Source organism: Bacillus sp. FSL R5-0585 (genome assembly GCF_038004545.1).
GTDB classification, from domain to species: domain Bacteria; phylum Bacillota; class Bacilli; order Bacillales; family Bacillaceae_G; genus Bacillus_A; species Bacillus_A cereus.
The window spans coordinates 1,082,091-1,099,156 of the sequence record NZ_JBBORJ010000001.1; the positions used below are offsets into that span (position 1 = coordinate 1,082,091).

Here is a 17,066-nt window from a genome sequence, read left to right on the forward strand (position 1 = left end):
AGGAGTTGAGAAAAACATCATGAAATACAAAGTTATATTATTCGACGTAGATGATACATTATTAGATTTCCCTGAAACGGAAAGAAACGCATTACATAATGCGTTTGTACAGTTTGATATGCCTACAGGGTATAATGATTATCTTGCAAGCTATAAAGAGATTAGTAATGGATTATGGAGAGATTTAGAAAATAAAATGATTACGCTAAGTGAATTAGCAGTAGATCGATTTAGACAATTATTTGCGCTTCATAATATAGACGTAGATGCACAGCAATTTAGTAATGTATATCTTGAAAACTTAGGGAAAGAAGTACATCTTATAGAAGGCGCAGTACAATTATGTGAAAATCTACAAGATTGCAAGTTAGGTATTATTACGAATGGATATACGATGGTGCAACAATCAAGAATCGGAAATTCACCTTTATGTAATTTTTTTGATCATATTATTATTTCTGAAGAAGTTGGTCATCAAAAACCAGCACGTGAGATTTTTGATTATGCGTTTGAGAAGTTTGGGATTACGGATAAATTAAGTGTACTAATGGTCGGAGATTCGCTAACTTCTGATATGAAAGGCGGTGAAGACTTCGGCATTGATACGTGTTGGTATAATCCGAGTTTGAAAGAGAATAAGACGAGTGTTAATCCGACTTATGAAGTGGAGAGTCTTCTACAAATTTTAGAAATTGTAGAAGTGGCGGAAGAAAAGGTAGCTTCATTTTAATCGTGCTGATATTTGTCGAAAAATCGATATATTGAAAAAATCGTTGATATATTGTAAGTTGTGATAGATATATTTGAAAAATCGTTGATATATTGTAAGTTGCGATAGATATATTGAAAAAATCGTTGATATATTGTAAGTTGCGATAGATATATTTGAAAAATCGCTCATATAAATTCATATACTAAGATATAGAACAAAAAAATAGAGCTACTATACAAGGTCATTCACGTGTTATAATGCGTGAATTAAATATGCGTATATAAATAGTTTCCTAGCGTGATGCGATGTCATGTATGATTAGTGTAACAACTAGAGGTGAATAAAGGATGTTAACGTTTTTATTTGAGTTAGACAAAAATCTCCCGCAGAAGGATGAGCCACGGTATGATGCTTATTCAAAGGGCTTTATCGAAGGAGATGTAACGATTTGCGCGAGTGACAGCGTATTTTTTCAAAAATCATGTATGAAGGTTGCAGAGCTGGGGATTTATTTAGGTCAGTGGATGGAACAAGTTCAACATGGGCAGAACGTGCCTATGAAATATGAAACGGCTGACCGTGAAGAGGTAATTCTTGGTTTCTTCTATGAAGAGGATCATAATCAATGGACTGTTTTTTCCAGCTGGCAAGAATTTGAACTTCAAGAGCGTATAGCTACTGCAACATTAATAGAGAGTGTTCAACGCTATTTGTATGAGCTAAATAAAGAACTGCGCATGATAGAATATCCTGTGACGTTTGATCAGTACTTAAGAGGAGAGCGAATGATGCAGCTCTCTTACAAACGACCGTGTGATAGCAAAGCAGATACGACACCGATAGAGGTTTATAATGGAAGTGAGCAAGTAGGTGTAGTAAGGGGCTATTATAAAAATACGCTGATGAGAGTGCTGGATTTTATTCCGAAAATTGGTAGTAATATTATTTATGAAATAAAGGATAGTAAGGACAATATTCGCGTCATTGCAAAGGATGTAAGTAGGCAGCGCCAAAGAAGGATTTTAGTAATGTACAAAGATAATCATGATGCAGAGCATGAAATACTTGTATGTGACGGAAAGTTATTGGATGCAAATTTCTTATTTACCTTTACATATAAGGCAGAAGAATATGTTGTTCATAAAACTTTATTTGGAATGGGAAAGTTATTACGAAAGGGCTATGTAATTGCAGATTGGAATATTCGTCTTGAGGAAGATATGTATTACATTGAGATGAATGTATATGATGAAGATTACATGCAGGATCAATACTTGCTATTAGGCGTATTTCATGCGGTTTTATATGGATAATCAATGAGAAATACCGTCATTCTTCTTGGAAAGAATGACGGTATTTTTTTTGTGATTCTTGTGACTGGACGTCTTTAATCAATCCTCAAAAATAAAAATCTCATCAATCGTACTATGTAATGCCTTCGCTATATCGTGAGCAAGTTGTAAGGAAGGATTGTATTTACCTTTTTCGAGATGACTAATTGTTTCACGTCGCACACCAACGCTCTTCGCTAAATCTTCTTGTGTCATGTTCAATTTGGCACGGTATTCTTTTATTCTCGTTACGAATGCCATGGTGCATCTTCCATTTCATCAATTGGTTTATCGAAAAAGAACATAGAAAAGCCGAATGTAAGAATGAGTGTGCCGAAAATAAGAGCGATATCAATCTCTTGTAGCGTAGGGTTTGGAAATAACATTTCAATAAACATAATGATTGTGGTAGTTAGTAACGTAACGATAAATGCATTGCGACACGATTTATTGACAATTTGTTCAAACAGTTCATCGTGTTGAACTGTTCTATACGATGTGAAAAAGGAGAAGAAACAGAACATAGTAAACAATCCTTTTTCATAAAAAAATCCGAGGAAACCGAAGAAACCGAGAAATCCTAAATATTTTATCCAAGTTGTTTTCATGATAGTTCCTCCTTATAGTGTTAGAAATAAATCACGTTATGTTATAAATATATCACATATGGATAGGAATGGTAATAATAGTTTTCCAGTTTGGTTCATAATAATAGTAAAAAGAGGAAATATGCTGCGAAATAAAGAGGATAATATTGTAAAATGGTTGTAAGGAGGGGGAGGAAGAAATGCTAACTTGGATCATGATCGTTGTATTACTTGTAGTGATTACTGTCATTGCGACGGTGTTAATTGGGCGGAATGGTGATGCAAATTATAGCAAAGCGACAAAGGGGAATATTAAACGCTTAACAATGATTTATATTATACTAGCTGTCGTTTTAGTTGTTGGATTAGGGGTGTATATTTATTTTAAAGGTTAAATATACTGAAAAATGTAAAAATCTTAAAATAGAACTATGCTATAATATCAATATAGTTATTTGGTAATTAAGGAAAGGATTGGATGAAATGATTGAAATTACGAATGTGTCAAAAAGTTATAATGGGTCTACCTATGCAGTAAAAGACTTAAGTTTATCTGTACCTAGCGGCGAAATCTTTGGATTTTTAGGACCGAATGGTGCGGGTAAATCAACGACAATTAAGATGATTACTGGTATTCACGGGGTGGACAAAGGGACTATTACGATTAACGGAAAAAATATTATGGAAGAGCCGATGGAAGCGAAGAAGACGTTTGGTTATGTACCAGATAGTCCAGATATGTTTTTACGATTAAAAGGAATTGAATATTTAAACTTTATGGCCGATATGTATGAAGTGCCGAAAGAAGTACGACAAGAACGAATAGAGTCTTTAGCGAAGAAGTTTGATCTTTATAATGCTTTATCTGATCAAATTCAAAGTTATTCGCACGGTATGAGACAAAAAATCGTTATTATTGGTGTGCTCGTACATGAGCCAGATGTATGGATTTTAGATGAACCATTAACTGGGCTTGATCCGAAATCTGCATATATTTTAAAAGAAATGATGAGAGAGCATGCGGATAAAGGAAAGATTGTATTTTTCTCTACACACGTATTAGAAGTGGCAGAAAAATTATGTGACCGCGTCGCGATTATTAATAAGGGAAACCTTCAGTTTAAAGGGAATTTAGATGAAATGAGAGATCATTTTAAATCCAATGAATCACTTGAAAAAATGTTCTTGGAGATGACGGGCAATGAGTAAAATTTGGACGTTAACGAAAGTATTATTGAAATTAAATTATGCAGATTTTATAACAGATAAGAAGAAGCGATGGGCGTATGTATTTTCATTTGTAGCTATTTTATTTGTCGGCTTTTTACTGTTTGGTTCTATCACGCATGCAATGTATGAGGGAATGATACATTTAGGGCAAGATCCAGGAATGATTATCGCAATGGGACTTGCGATTGCGAGTATATGGGTATTTTTAATGAGTATTACGAACATTTTAACTGTATTTTACTACAGCAATGACATTGAAATGTTATTACCATTACCATTAAAACCAGCGCAAATTATTTCAGCCAAATTTTTAACAGTATTAATTACACAATACGTAATGAGTTCATTTATTTTATTACCGATCTTTATTACGTACGGTTTAAAAAGTGGCGCATTTATTACATATTACATATATATGATTTTCATTTACTTACTCTTCCCAATTGTGCCGTTAGTACTAGCTTCGTTACTGATGACAGTTATTATGAGGTATACAAATATAGCGAAAAATAAAGACCGAGGAAATATATTTATTGGAATCGTAAGTATACTATTTATTGTAGGAATTAACGTATTTTTGCAGTGGAAAAATAAAAGTTCGTTTTCTGAAGATGCAATTGCGGATTACCTTGCAAACAACCAGTCTTCTCTTTTAGTACAAATGACAAACTATTTTCCAACTACATATTTTGGAGCAGTAGCATTAGTAGAAAATGCAAATTGGAAGGGACCTTTATATGTAATAATCTTTGCAGTTATTTCATTTGTCTTCTTTGTGTTGTTTTATTACATAGCAGAGCGTACATATTTAAAAGGGGTTATTGGACTTTCAACGAGTACAGCAAAGAAACAAGTTATTTCGGCGGAAGGTTTACAGAAATCAACAGTACAAAGTTCGCATTTAAAAGCGTATGTGAAAAAAGAATTTAAAACGTTATTCCGTACACCACAATTTTTCTTAAATTGCATTGTACAAACTTTCGTTATGCCAATTATGTTGTTCTTTATTTTATTTGTGCAAGATGGAAATTTAAAGTTTATTACAGAGTATATTAACAATTCAGAGACAACGGGATTTGCAATTGGTGTTGGCCTTTGTGCATCGTTATTTTTAATGGGTAGTAACGTCATTGCAACAACGTCATTTTCGCGAGATGGAAGCTCTTGGTTTGTGAATCGTTATTTACCAGTAAAGGCTTCGGATATCTTTTTTGCGAAAGCAATCACTGCTTGGTTAATTAATGTGATCATTTTAGCAGTATTCGGTATTACGATGGCAGTTGTAGCTGGGATTTCTCCAGTCTTTATGATACTGTGGTTTTTACTAAGTGCGAACGGGTTGTTATTAATTAATTTAATCGGAACACGCTGGGACGCGCAAACTGCAGATATTCATTGGGATACAGAGCAGAAATTATTTAAAAGTCGATATACAACTTTGTGGAATTTTTTAGCTAATATTTTAATAGCTTTAATTATTGTGGGGGGAGTAAGTGTATTATACTTCTTCCTTCATGTCGGACTGTGGGTTATGTTTATCGTTTTGTTTGTAATGTTTACGATTGTAAATTATATCTTTATTAAAATGTTAAAATTAGGTGCTGAACGTATACTGTCAAATATTCAATAAGAAGATAGATCCTCTGTATTCATGCAGGGGATCTGTGTATAGATGGAGGAGAAAAAGGTGAAGAAAATAGCAATTGTAACAGGGGCAACTCGTCTGAATGGAATTGGTGCAGCTGTATGCAAGGTGCTTGCTCAAAAAGGGATAGACATTTTTTTCACGTACTGGCCAAAGTATGATAAAGCGATGCCATGGGGAATGAGTGATCAAGAACCCTTTTTGCTGAAAAAGGAAATTGAAAGTTACGATGTTCGATGTGAAATGGCAGAAATCAATTTATCGCAGTCTTATTCGCCAAATCGTTTGTTTTATATGGTATCAGAACGGTTAGGTGATCCATCTATTCTAGTTAATAATGCAGTATATTCTACTCATACGAGAATTGAGGAATTAGATGTAGAGCAGTTGGATAAACATTATACAGTTAATGTTCGGGCTACTATGCTATTAAGTTCATTGTTTATAAAACATTATTCACTTAAAACGGGCGGGAGTATTATTAATCTTACTTCAGGACAGTCAGTAGGTCCAATGCCAGATGAACTAGCATATGCAGCAACGAAAGGGGCAATTGAAGCATTTACAAAGTCAGTAGCACCAGTTGCGATGGAGAAGGGGATTACAGTGAATGCTGTAGATCCAGGACCGACGAATACAGGATGGATTACAGAGGAGCTGAAGCATCATTTAGTATGGAAGTTCCCGCAAGGTAAAGTAGGAGAACCGGTGGATGCTGCGCGCTTAATTTCTTTTTTAGTAAGTGAAGAAGCGAAATGGGTTACTGGGCAAGTCATTCACTCGAATGGTGGTTATTCATAAAAATATTATGTTAACAAATGTTGAGAAACAAAAAACGAAAGAAAATTTTATTTTTTTGTATAAATAAAATGTCAAGAAAGATAAAAATTTGATAGAAGAGTATATCGTCATATGAAGATAGTAATTCTTAATGTGACAATATACTCTTTTTCTTTTACTTGCGAGTAGAAAAATGAAGTAGAAGAAACTCGAATATTAAAATGAGTTTATCAGTTTTTGTACGTATTATTATGAAGATTACTGTCGGAAAGATGATAATTCGTATGAAAAGGGATTTTTTAAGGGGAAATCGAATCGTAAAGGGGAGGATAAATTATGTAAAACATAGGGGGATTTATATGAAAATGAAAAAGGTCGCTATCGCATCGATAACAATTGGTACAATGCTTACTATGGCAGCTTGTAGTCCTTCAGCAGATAAAGAAACGGAAAAGAAAGAGCAAGTAACTGCGCAAAATGATGGAGAAGCAAAAACGACAAGTGCAGATGAAGCGTCAAAAACAACGAAAGATACTGAAAAAGAAACAAATACTTCTTCAAATGAAAAAACAGATAAGGATGCAAAAAATACGAAAGAATCATCAGGGACAGAAAGTAACGGCAAAACGTCAACTCAAAACGAAAATGTAAAAACAAAAGAAAAAGAGACGACAGGAAAAACGAATGATCAAACGACTAGCGGGAAAACAACAGATCAAAGCACAAGTACAAGCACAAACAATAATGGAAAGACAACGAAAGATCCGAAGAAAAGTGTTGCTGTGAAAACGAATGTTAAAGAAGTTGTAGCATTAATTGATAGCTTGGACAAGCAGTTAGCTGCTAATCCAAAATTGGAAACAGTGAATAAGCTTGGCAAACAAATTAATGAAAAGTGGGATGTGATTGAAAAAGAGCTAGAAGCATCACATCCGACGGATTCTAAAACAATCGGTCAAAGTATGTATCCGTTAATTGTAGGAGCGGAGAAAGAAAAAATCGATATTAATAAAATGAAATCATTAACGACGAAAACGAAAAAAGATTTAAATCAGTTATTGACGAAACTTTCATAGTTTCAAAAGCCTACTCGTGTGAGTAGGCCTTTTTTAGTTTGTTGTAATGTGCACAGTATAACTTATTTATTTTCATTTTCAATTACGATGCGAAAGGAACTGAATGCTTGTTGACTGATATAATCTTCTTCGCTAACTTTATAAGGAAATGGAAAAGCGACGAGTTGCAAATTACTTTCCTGATCCACTGAAGGCAATGTGAAATTAAAGATTTGTCTTGTTTCAGGTGCAACCTTAGTATAAACGACTTTTCTATTGTTAAATATTTCAACTTGTTTCCAATCTTTAAAAGCCACGATTGCGTAAGTCATTTCATCATTTGTTTCATTACCGTTTGATAAAATTAATTGCTTGCCTTCCTTTTCAAAGAAGACAGTTTGTAAGTTCTCTTCACGGTTCGTAACAAATACTGGTTCGTAAAGACCATCTTTTAAAATAGCATCTGGATTTATAAGGGAGAGTTTTATTTTTTCGTTTTCTTTCTGAAGAGGATGCATTGAATATCGCATACTTAGAATATCTTCTAAAATAGCTGCTTTATTTAAGTTATTATCTTTTAATTTGTATTCAGGTTTTTTAATTATTAAAAAGGTTAATTCACTTGCATTAGGAGAAGTGCGTAAAGAGATTTTCGTAGTAATTGAACTGTTTGGTTTCATATCAAAAAAATAGTGTGATATTTCATTAGTAGTATCTTCTATTTTAAAAGGTTTTTGTTCGTAATCTTCTAGAACAATTAATCCATATTTTCGGTTTTCATTAATAGTATGTACGAATGATAATGTTACATTAATTTTATTATCCTCACTAGTAATTGTACTACCATTGTTAATATGTTGGCCTTGATTATCCTTCAATCCGTAAGAAATAGTATTGGTTTGTTGCTCTCGTTTATTTTCTATGGAAGGTGGATGAGGTTGTATGAATGAAGTATTGAACAAAATATAAATTGTAAGTAATGAAATAAGTAAAACACCGCTAATAATATATATTTGTTTCATAAATAGCACCTCAATATATGTAAAATATTAGAGAAAAAAGATATGCAAGATGCATATCTTTTTTCTCTTTCTTACCAGAAAGCTTTTGTTTCGTGATTCACATCATTATAACCGCTTAATTTATAGGTATGATTACCGATAGCGTAATCATCTCCATAATAAATGCTTGTGTTGGTCGCTGTAGCACTTACAAAGGATGATTTTTTTGCACTATTACTTTTCGTATTCACTAATGAGCCATCGCCATTGAAAGTTCTTGCTTTTGCATAAACATAGTCTTCGGTCGTAGTTGATTTCGATTTAGCAACTGCATAGGGGTTACCAAAAAAGGGAGTATATACGCTAATGTTAGAGTCATTCTTAGGTGCAGCTGCAATAGTCAAACTAGGAACACTAGATGTTTTTGTTGATTGAATTGTATCAAAGTCAACTAAAACGGGCTGCTTGTCTACAGTATCGACCTCTGAAGCACTTGCGTTATTAGTAAAACCAAAACCTAAAACCGCTAACCCTAAAGTTGTCACCGATAAAGATTTTTTCATATTCACTAATTTTCCCACCTTTTTAAATTTTTGAGTTCGAACTCAATTCATACAATATATGAAAATTTCGAAACTCTCAATGGTTTATTCCATACTTAACTTTTCTTTTACTTTCGATTCAACATGTCTTCATTTGCAAAAAAGCGAATATATCTTCTAATGCTTAGCCAGCAAGGGATACAGGTTTAACTTTATGAAATTCGTGTAAATTAAAATCTATTCATGTCAGAATCTCTGTTATTTTTAAGTTCATATGGGAAACTTATTAAAAAAAGGATGGTGACAAAAATGACAATCGATCGAATTTGTACAATTGGACCCGCAAGTAATAATAAAGAAACGTTAGCACAGTTAATAAAGAATGGTATGAAAATTGTTCGACTGAATTTATCGCATGGCACGCATGAAAGTCATAAAGACATCATTCGTTTAGTGAAATCATTAGATGACTCTATTAAATTTTTGGGTGATGTACAAGGACCTAAAATAAGATTAGGTGAAGTGAAGGGAGAGCAAATTACACTTCAGGCAGGAGATTCTTTTATTTTACATACACAATCAGTTACAGGGAGTAATACAGAAGCGAGTGTTGATTATGAAGGAATTGCGAATGATGTAAAAGTAGGCAGTAGAATTTTAATTAATGATGGAGAAGTTGAATTAATTGTTGAAAAGATAAGTACGGACAAAATAGAAACGAAGGTAAAAACAGGTGGCAATATCTCATCTCATAAAGGAGTTAATTTACCAGATGCGGCTGTTCGTTTACCAGCTATTACAGAGAAAGATAAAAAAGATATTCAGTTTCTTTTAGAGGAGAATGTTGATTTTATCGCGTGTTCTTTCGTAAGAAAACCTAGTCATATAAAAGAAATACGAGATTTTATACAACAGTATAAAGAAACGTCACCTAATATAATTGCAAAAATAGAAACGATGGAAGCAATCGAGAATTTTCAAGATATATGTAAAGAAGCAGATGGAATTATGATTGCAAGGGGCGATTTAGGAGTAGAGTTACCGTATCAATGCATTCCGCTTTTACAGAAAATAATGATTCAGGAATGTAATCGAACGAATACATATGTCATTACAGCAACACAAATGCTTCAATCTATGGTAGATCATTCTATTCCAACAAGGGCAGAGGTGACTGATGTGTTTCAAGCTGTACTGGACGGAACGAATGCAGTTATGCTTTCAGCTGAAAGTGCATCAGGAGAGCATCCAATCGAAAGTGTAAGAACATTACGTCTCGTTTCAGAATTTGCGGAACATGTTAAAAAAGATGGACCTTTTGCGATGAAAGATGTACTGCAATTACTGCGTGAGTCTCTGGATGAGTAATAAATAAAAAGAGGGCGGATATACATCCGCCCGCGTGTTTTTCATTCATACTATTCTTGCTCTTGCTCATCCAAAATCTTTTCAAACGCAGCAGATACTTTATCAAACTCTTCATCATTTTCAATGTATGAAAACTCATTATCTTCTTCTACTTTTAAAAAGAAAATATCAATGTCTTCCTCAGTTTCTGTTTGGATATCTTCAACAAAGGCAACTGCAATATATTCTGCACCTTCGACATCCATCGCTCCAAGTACTTCTACTTCTTGCTCTTCGTTATTCTCATCACTAAGAGTAAACACTTCGCCAACTTCAATATCAGACATATTCATTCTCCTCCTGTTCGACTCTAAAAATAGAGCACTCAAACTGTATACATACTAACATATCTTTCCATGAAAAACCAAATTCATACGTAAGAAAACAATTCATTCTTCTTTAGTATGAGTATACAGCTATTAGGAGCATTATTTGTCTGTGCTATATTACTTAATCCATTCAACAATTGTATCCATAGTCTGTCTTGTTTTATCACGCTTTGGCTCTTCTTTACGGTAACCAAAGGCAACCATAACTGATACTTCAAGATTATCGCCTTGTATAATGCCTTCTTGACGAAGTAAAGAATCTACTTCCTCTTTATCAAATCCTTCTATTGGACAAGAATCAATACCGATTTGAGCTGCGCTCGTCATCATATTACCTAAAGCAATATAAGTTTGTTTAGATGCCCAATCAAATACAGCACGATCGGATTGTAATAAGTTAAAATCTGATTCCTGGAACTTTTTGAAGAATTCATATCTAATTTTTTGAGTGTCTTCAGGCAATCCAATAATATCGTTCATCATATATTTAATATACTCTGCATCATAATGCATATCTTTAATGTTTCTTGAAAGAACAATAACAAAATGACTAGCTGTTGCAAGTTGCCCACCAGCGCCCCATGAATACGGTTGTAGTTTTTCTCTTAATTCTTTATTTTGTACGACAATAAATTTCCAAGGCTCATATCCAAAAGAAGAAGGAGATAATCTGCCTGTTTCTAAAATGAATTTGAAATCCTCTTCTGAAATTTTGTGCATAGGATCGAATTCTTTACATGCATGTCTGAAATGAAAAGCCTCCATAATCTTTTCTTTTGTAATTTCATTTGTATTTGTCATAAAAGTTCCTCTTTTCATGAATTTATTTTTGTAAGTAAATTATATTTTTAAAGTAACACAGATACAAGTACGCACATTTATGTGGTATAGTATCAAAAAAGATACTATTGATAAGGGAAGGGATTTATTATGGATTGTTCAAATGAAAATAATATAAATTACCCATTTTTAAATAAATATTCTTGTCCAGTTGAAGCTATGGTTGAGGTGATTGGAGGGAAATGGAAAGGGGTAATTTTGTATCATTTATTAGATGGTACAAAGCGGTTTAATGAATTAAAAAGATTAAAACCAAATATCACACAAAGGATGTTAACACTGCAGCTGAGAGAACTTGAAGCTGATGGGATTATACATCGTGAAGTATACCGTGAAGTACCACCTAAAGTTGAATATTCGTTAACTGAGCTTGGTGAATCACTACGTCCAGTGATTCTATTAATGATGGAATGGGCAACTCATAATATGGAGAAGGTTTTGGAGAATAGGAATACGAAAAATAATAGTTAAGAGTTGAAATTGATATAGACGAGTTATGTGAAATAGTTGTAGAAATAAAAGGTGTTTCCATACGTGAAAACACCTTTTATTTCTATATTTTTTACTTTTTAACTTCAACTGCTGAAGTTGGAAAGTTATTTAAGTTTGCAGTTTGACCATACCAATCAGCATGTTTAAAAACAACACCTTTTCCATATCCGTCAGTTGAAGTACGTTCCCATAGTGTTGTTGAGTAGCTAGCAGTAGGAGCTGCTGTACGTACAGAAACAATTTGATTTTGCCAACTAGCAGACAAGTTTTTATAACCGCTACTTAGAGAAAAATACTCGCTACCTTGATTTGTAAGTTTATAGAAGTCTGTACTACCAGGTCCGCTTCCTCCAACACCAAGGGGAGTGATTGAATGATTCAACCTTTGTTTATCTTTTTCAATAAAAGACTCTAAACTTTCTTTGCTCGAAAATCCATAAGATAACCAGTCTCCATTTTGATTTTGTTTCGGTAGAACTAACGTTATTTTTACGTCTTCCTTTGATGGAGCACTCAATTTGTTAAACGAATCAACAGTCTTTTCATCTACAGTTACATATTCGAAAGAGGAAATCGTATAATCTTTTTCGGTACTAGCTGATACTGATCCCAGTCCTCCAGTTAACGACGAGACAGTTAATAATGCACCTGCTACCAACTTTTTCAGCATGGATTCATCTCCTTAAAACTTAGATTTTTTACATAACTAAAATGTATGTTAATTTGAATGTTTTATAAATATTTAGAAATTTATAAAAATTAAACAGAATATTCTTTTATTATTCTGAAGTAAGGAAAGTAATTAAAAATGAAAAAAGGTTTACTTAAAAAGTAAACCCTTTTTGCTGACCTATTTCAAAACTCAATGGATGAAAGTTTCATTTTATCCATCTATGAATCATACACTTCTTTTGCATTCGTAGAAGCAGCATCTAATAAAAGGAAAATGGCTGCTATCATATGTAGAAAGATGTCTATATAAGGAAAGAAGGCAACTAGAGTAACGATAATACCGATATACTGAGGGTACGTATTCATGCCTTCTTTTTTAGCTAATAAAATAGTAGTGATATGAAAAACAATCAATAGTAGTAAAGGTAACCCATATAGGTTAACAAGACTTGGAAATACATAATAACAAGGAAGTAATAAAAGATGATAGATCCCTGTAGTCCACTTTAGTGCTTGAATGTAGGTTTTCAAAGTTAATCCTCCTAAAACAATTCATATCTATATATTACCAAAAATAACAGGTAATTGGATATTGTTTATTTGTATTTTTAATAGATTATAATAATTTTATGTAAACTAATTGTTAGGTATCTATAAAATAGAAAAACCACCCAAACGAGGGTGGTTCGTATTATAAATAACTACTTAAAGAAGAAATCGGAACCTTCACTTCACTACCTTCCTTCATATTCCGCAGCATAACGGTTTCTGTACTAAGTTCGTCTTCCCCAATAATAAGCACATAAGGTATATTCTCTTTATTGGCATAATTAAGGGCGCGTTTTAATTTGCGTCCTGCTAGTTCAAGTTCGATTTTTAAGGAAGTGGTGGAACGTAATTGCTGGGCAATTTGTAAGCATTGTAACTCTGTCCCAAGCGGGATGATAAATAGATCCGCTGTAGATGAGATTGTTTCTTTCTGCGATAGTGCTGTATAAATAACGTCTAAACCGAATGAAATACCGACTGTTGGATAGTTTATATTATCACCACGGAAAGCTCCGATAATGTTATCGTATCGACCACCGCTACCGATGCTAGATGTAATCGATCCATCTTTTAAAAAGATTTCATATACAGTACCTGTATACATTGTGAGTCCTCGCGCTAAAAACGGGTTGAATATCGTATTTTCATTTATTCCAAGGGCGATTAAATATTGCTGTAATTGTTGTAGTTCGTTTACTCCATCGGCAACGAGTGGATTATTGAAAGTTTCTTTAAAGTCAGCGATAGTAAGCTTTAGACAAGATAATACGGTATTACATATCGTATCAGCCATTTCTTCAGAAATTCCGCGCTCTAATACATCTTTTCGTACACCATCAATCCCAATCTTTTCGATTTTATCTAATGATAAAATGACGTCACTTGTTAACTCAGTAGGGATGTTAATGGCCTGAAGAATACCATTTAACAATTTTCGGTTATTATATTGGATCGTTATCTCTAAGTTTAACGTTCGGAACAGTTCAAACGCCATACCCATAAGTTCAGCTTCTGCCATGACAGACTCAACACCGACGATATCAACGTCGCATTGTATAAATTCACGAAATCTTCCTTGTTTAATTGGCCCATCTCGAAATACTTTCCCAATCTCATAACGTTTAAAAGGGAGGCGGAGGTTCGGATTCATTGCCACAACTTTTGCGAATGGAATAGTTAAATCGTATCGTAAGGCGAGCTCACGTTTCCCTTGATCCTGAAGTGTATATATTTCTTTTAATATTTCATCGCCACCGCCGTACTTGTAAGACATAAGCTCATACATATTTAACGTCGGCGTTTCTAAAGGTTTGCATCCGTATCGTTCAAACGTATCTTCACAAGCTCTTTTAATTTTATTTCGCAGCACTTGTTCTTCTGGTAAATAGTCTTTCGTTCCTTTTACATTTCTCATTTCCATCATAATCACTCCTTTTTTAAATTAAAAAAAGCTATGCAGGTATAAAAATACCCACATAGCTTTATGAACGCTTCGTGGGTCAACAGGAAAAGCCCTGTACCCACGAAGAAAAACTTTTCTTCGGATACACGGCGTTACGTATGATGATGAAGTTGGAAAGAAGTATTAAAATTTCGCATGACAAATCTCTCCTTAACGTAAGTTTTTCCAAATTATATCAGATGATTTTTGAATTATCAATATTTTTAGTTTTGAAAAATACGTGAAGTTATGTAGGAGAAATGGAAAAGGGTGTATAATAAAGGAAAACTTAATGATATGAAATAAAGTTTTAAGGAGAACGTTATGAAAAAAGATAAAACAAATGCGATGCGAATATTAGATAAAGAAAAAATTGAATATTCGATGATGTCATATGATCCAGACGATGGGAAAATTGATGGCGTATCAGTAGCCGAGAAAATTGGACGAGAAGTGAGAGAAGTATATAAAACGTTAATCGCTCAAGGGAATAGTAAAAATTATCATGTGTTTATTATTCCGGTAGATGAGGAACTAAATTTAAAAGCTGCCGCAAAAGCAGTAAGTGAAAAGAAAATTGAAATGATTCCTGTTAAAGATATTACGAAAGTGTCAGGATACATTCGCGGCGGTTGTTCACCAGTTGGAATGAAAAAGTTATTTTCTACATGTATCGATGAAAGCGCCCAATTACTTGATAAGATGATAGTGAGCGGCGGGAAAATTGGTATACAAATTGAGCTGAAAGTTGATGACTTGGCGAAAGTGACGAGAGCGCAGTTTGGAGAGGTAACGAAGTAAATATACATAGGAAAAGAAGTTCTGGTTTTATCCCGCTATTCGCCGGGCAGTAAGTAAGACCCTCACCTCAAAATTCAGCGGAAGCAAAGAAATTAGGTGGGGATTAATTGCCCGTAAAAGCACGATTGGTGAGGGCTGATAATCAGTGGGGATGAACAAAACCCCCACTGATTAAAGTTTCACTTTATTGAATTTAGATAATAATTTATAGGATAGTTAGTCCATTATGGGGCTGATTGTCCTTTTTTATTTACAAACTGGATAAAGATTGAATGTTTAGTTTGATATAGGCATGTAATCTGAATTGTTTGTTTGGCTTTGGGAGGAGGACAAAGGCTCGGTGCGAGGACTTTAAATAAGTTACTCTTAAAGATAGACAAGTGACGGGAGAGTGTTTAATGGAGGTTCAAGAAATACCCTAAGAAAGCACGTATTGGGGGGCAGTGTTTTGGCCCCCATCGGCTAAAAGTATGAAAGATTTTATACAGTTTTTTTGTTAATCCAGTAACAAACAAGAACACTAAAACCGCGTTAGGATAGGAATGTATAAAAAATGTCTAGATTCATAGAACTAAAAAAGAAGTTTCACTTGTGAGAGCAGGGTTCTCCTTTTTCATTGCTACTGATAATGAGACGTTATGTTAACTAATTTTGAATATCGTATACAGACTAAAAACAGAGAAAACTTCCTGTTGTGTAGGGTATTTTTTCTGTTTTTTTGATGATAGTTGTTAACTGATTTCTCACATTTCAAAAAAACTACTTTTTTGTTTGCTTGTCCACACCATTTCACCTCTTTGTGAATTTTATAGTATTAAAGGAGGTGAAAAGAATGAATGAAGATATTATTTCAATTGGAGCAAATTGTATAGTGAGAATTAGAAACAGATTCTTTCTTCTAGTAGAAATTGAAGTGGAATTTGGAAATGTAGCCATAGAGGAATTTGTTTTTATTCGAATATCTGAGCAAGAAGCTAGAACATTGTTAGCAGGGGGTATTCAACGTTGTACTATTTCCAATTGTATTCCTAGGTCTCATGATGATTTAGAAGTAGAATTCATTTGTGTTTTAATCGTAGGTGGGGAAGCATTTGCGGTTTTTGATGTAGAAGACGATGTTGATGAAGCTGTACTTGTTCCAATTTCATTAAGAGAAGCCGAGCGTTTAATCTGTAGAGGAGCAAGACGATGTACAGTTATTAATAGATAAGAGTAAGCCTTTTGGGTACTAAAGAGGTTTCATTTTGTGTGGCTTCTTGTAAGAATGATTATGTAAATATGAATATCCTCCAGAGTACTTAACTGGAGGATATTTTTTAGACTTCTAGATGTATTAACTACTGATAATGAGACGTTATATTAATTAGGTTTGGATATTGTATACATCGTCTTTTCTTCAACTAAGAGTGCAGATTCATACAGTAAAAATTACTTTTTTAACTATAAAATAAGAAGAAATGAACCTATATTACTACTGATAGAGCTATGTTATAATGAAAATAAGGGTTTTATCCTTATTTTCATTATATAGGAGAGTGTTGAACATGATTATCAAGTTCATTCGTTTACGTTAATTTTAAACACAATTCGTTATGCCCGACTATTTTTTTCGAAATGTGTGGGTTTATTTGGTTGTGTCTTTTTTTATTAAC

Annotated in this window: 20 protein-coding genes; 11 read left to right on the plus strand and 9 right to left on the minus strand. The window is 33.6% G+C overall.

The window, feature by feature from the left end; genetic code table 11:
- The first annotated feature begins 19 nt into the window (after nt 1-19).
- Nucleotides 20-730: a YjjG family noncanonical pyrimidine nucleotidase gene (locus tag MKY38_RS05640; protein WP_048534814.1), complete on the plus strand. Its 711-nt coding sequence runs from the start codon at nt 20-22 to the stop codon at nt 728-730.
- A 329-nt stretch (nt 731-1,059) separates the two neighbouring features.
- Nucleotides 1,060-2,025, plus strand: a complete 966-nt coding sequence (locus MKY38_RS05645) for a tubby C-terminal domain-like protein (RefSeq protein ID WP_000955103.1) — start codon at nt 1,060-1,062, stop codon at nt 2,023-2,025.
- A gap of 78 nt (nt 2,026-2,103) precedes the next feature.
- On the opposite strand, the gene MKY38_RS05650 is transcribed toward MKY38_RS05645, so the two are convergent.
- Both MKY38_RS05650 and MKY38_RS05655 read right to left on the minus strand, forming a co-directional pair.
- Nucleotides 2,104-2,304, minus strand: coding sequence for a helix-turn-helix transcriptional regulator (locus MKY38_RS05650; RefSeq protein WP_000896323.1), 201 nt, complete (start codon nt 2,302-2,304; stop codon nt 2,104-2,106).
- Nucleotides 2,292-2,651, minus strand: a complete 360-nt coding sequence (locus MKY38_RS05655) for a DUF3796 domain-containing protein (RefSeq protein ID WP_000859224.1) — start codon at nt 2,649-2,651, stop codon at nt 2,292-2,294. The genes MKY38_RS05650 and MKY38_RS05655 overlap by 13 nt, the downstream gene beginning before the upstream one ends.
- Before the next feature lie 179 nt (nt 2,652-2,830).
- Between MKY38_RS05655 and MKY38_RS05660 the strand changes: the two genes are divergently transcribed.
- The 5 genes from MKY38_RS05660 to MKY38_RS05680 all read left to right on the plus strand — a co-directional run bounded on the left by MKY38_RS05660 (nt 2,831) and on the right by MKY38_RS05680 (nt 7,361).
- Nucleotides 2,831-3,025, plus strand: coding sequence for a hypothetical protein (locus tag MKY38_RS05660; protein WP_000958863.1), 195 nt, complete (start codon nt 2,831-2,833; stop codon nt 3,023-3,025).
- A gap of 88 nt (nt 3,026-3,113) precedes the next feature.
- Nucleotides 3,114-3,839 (plus strand): ABC transporter ATP-binding protein, encoded by a 726-nt coding sequence (locus MKY38_RS05665; protein WP_000570206.1) that lies wholly within the window; start codon nt 3,114-3,116, stop codon nt 3,837-3,839.
- The gene (locus MKY38_RS05670) at nt 3,832-5,490 is read left to right on the plus strand and encodes a putative ABC transporter permease subunit (protein ID WP_341048334.1); all 1,659 of its coding nucleotides are present in this window, start codon (nt 3,832-3,834) and stop codon (nt 5,488-5,490) included. The genes MKY38_RS05665 and MKY38_RS05670 overlap by 8 nt, the downstream gene beginning before the upstream one ends.
- Nucleotides 5,491-5,547: 57 nt before the next feature.
- The gene (locus MKY38_RS05675; RefSeq protein ID WP_000716965.1) at nt 5,548-6,306 is read left to right on the plus strand and encodes an SDR family oxidoreductase; all 759 of its coding nucleotides are present in this window, start codon (nt 5,548-5,550) and stop codon (nt 6,304-6,306) included.
- Nucleotides 6,307-6,644: 338 nt separating this feature from the next.
- The gene (locus MKY38_RS05680; protein WP_000782545.1) at nt 6,645-7,361 is read left to right on the plus strand and encodes a hypothetical protein; all 717 of its coding nucleotides are present in this window, start codon (nt 6,645-6,647) and stop codon (nt 7,359-7,361) included.
- A gap of 62 nt (nt 7,362-7,423) precedes the next feature.
- Here the strand turns inward: MKY38_RS05680 and MKY38_RS05685 are convergent, their stop codons facing one another.
- Both MKY38_RS05685 and MKY38_RS05690 read right to left on the minus strand, forming a co-directional pair.
- Nucleotides 7,424-8,362, minus strand: coding sequence for a hypothetical protein (locus tag MKY38_RS05685; protein ID WP_000810153.1), 939 nt, complete (start codon nt 8,360-8,362; stop codon nt 7,424-7,426).
- Nucleotides 8,363-8,433: 71 nt separating this feature from the next.
- Nucleotides 8,434-8,910, minus strand: a complete 477-nt coding sequence (locus MKY38_RS05690) for a hypothetical protein (RefSeq protein ID WP_001056353.1) — start codon at nt 8,908-8,910, stop codon at nt 8,434-8,436.
- A 282-nt stretch (nt 8,911-9,192) separates the two neighbouring features.
- Here MKY38_RS05690 and MKY38_RS05695 point away from each other — a divergent pair, with 282 nt between their 5' ends.
- A complete protein-coding gene (locus tag MKY38_RS05695) occupies nt 9,193-10,251 on the plus strand; it encodes a pyruvate kinase (RefSeq protein WP_000151083.1) in 1,059 nt (352 codons plus the stop codon).
- Between the two features lie 50 nt (nt 10,252-10,301).
- On the opposite strand, the gene MKY38_RS05700 is transcribed toward MKY38_RS05695, so the two are convergent.
- Entirely contained in the window at nt 10,302-10,583 is a 282-nt protein-coding gene (locus MKY38_RS05700; RefSeq protein WP_002005464.1) for a DUF1292 domain-containing protein, read from the minus strand.
- Nucleotides 10,584-10,736: 153 nt separating this feature from the next.
- Complete coding sequence (locus MKY38_RS05705) at nt 10,737-11,420, minus strand: NAD(P)H-dependent oxidoreductase (protein WP_000185709.1); 684 nt, start codon at nt 11,418-11,420, stop codon at nt 10,737-10,739.
- A gap of 129 nt (nt 11,421-11,549) precedes the next feature.
- On the opposite strand from MKY38_RS05705, the gene MKY38_RS05710 reads away from it, so the two are divergent.
- The gene (locus tag MKY38_RS05710) at nt 11,550-11,930 is read left to right on the plus strand and encodes a winged helix-turn-helix transcriptional regulator (RefSeq protein ID WP_000340659.1); all 381 of its coding nucleotides are present in this window, start codon (nt 11,550-11,552) and stop codon (nt 11,928-11,930) included.
- A 91-nt stretch (nt 11,931-12,021) separates the two neighbouring features.
- Here MKY38_RS05710 and MKY38_RS05715 read toward each other — a convergent pair whose 3' ends face one another.
- The 3 genes from MKY38_RS05715 to MKY38_RS05725 all read right to left on the minus strand — a co-directional run bounded on the left by MKY38_RS05715 (nt 12,022) and on the right by MKY38_RS05725 (nt 14,592).
- The gene (locus MKY38_RS05715) at nt 12,022-12,621 is read right to left on the minus strand and encodes a hypothetical protein (protein WP_000914421.1); all 600 of its coding nucleotides are present in this window, start codon (nt 12,619-12,621) and stop codon (nt 12,022-12,024) included.
- Between the two features lie 221 nt (nt 12,622-12,842).
- Nucleotides 12,843-13,154 (minus strand): hypothetical protein, encoded by a 312-nt coding sequence (locus MKY38_RS05720; RefSeq protein WP_000860724.1) that lies wholly within the window; start codon nt 13,152-13,154, stop codon nt 12,843-12,845.
- 160 nt (nt 13,155-13,314) lie between these two features.
- Nucleotides 13,315-14,592, minus strand: coding sequence for a histidine--tRNA ligase (locus MKY38_RS05725; RefSeq protein WP_044306793.1), 1,278 nt, complete (start codon nt 14,590-14,592; stop codon nt 13,315-13,317).
- A 345-nt stretch (nt 14,593-14,937) separates the two neighbouring features.
- On the opposite strand from MKY38_RS05725, the gene ybaK reads away from it, so the two are divergent.
- Together ybaK and MKY38_RS05735 are read left to right on the plus strand one after the other, a co-directional pair.
- Nucleotides 14,938-15,414 (plus strand): Cys-tRNA(Pro) deacylase, encoded by a 477-nt coding sequence (gene ybaK / locus MKY38_RS05730; RefSeq protein ID WP_000710857.1) that lies wholly within the window; start codon nt 14,938-14,940, stop codon nt 15,412-15,414.
- Between the two features lie 832 nt (nt 15,415-16,246).
- Nucleotides 16,247-16,624, plus strand: a complete 378-nt coding sequence (locus MKY38_RS05735) for a hypothetical protein (RefSeq protein WP_001001282.1) — start codon at nt 16,247-16,249, stop codon at nt 16,622-16,624.
- Nucleotides 16,625-17,066 lie beyond the last annotated feature (442 nt).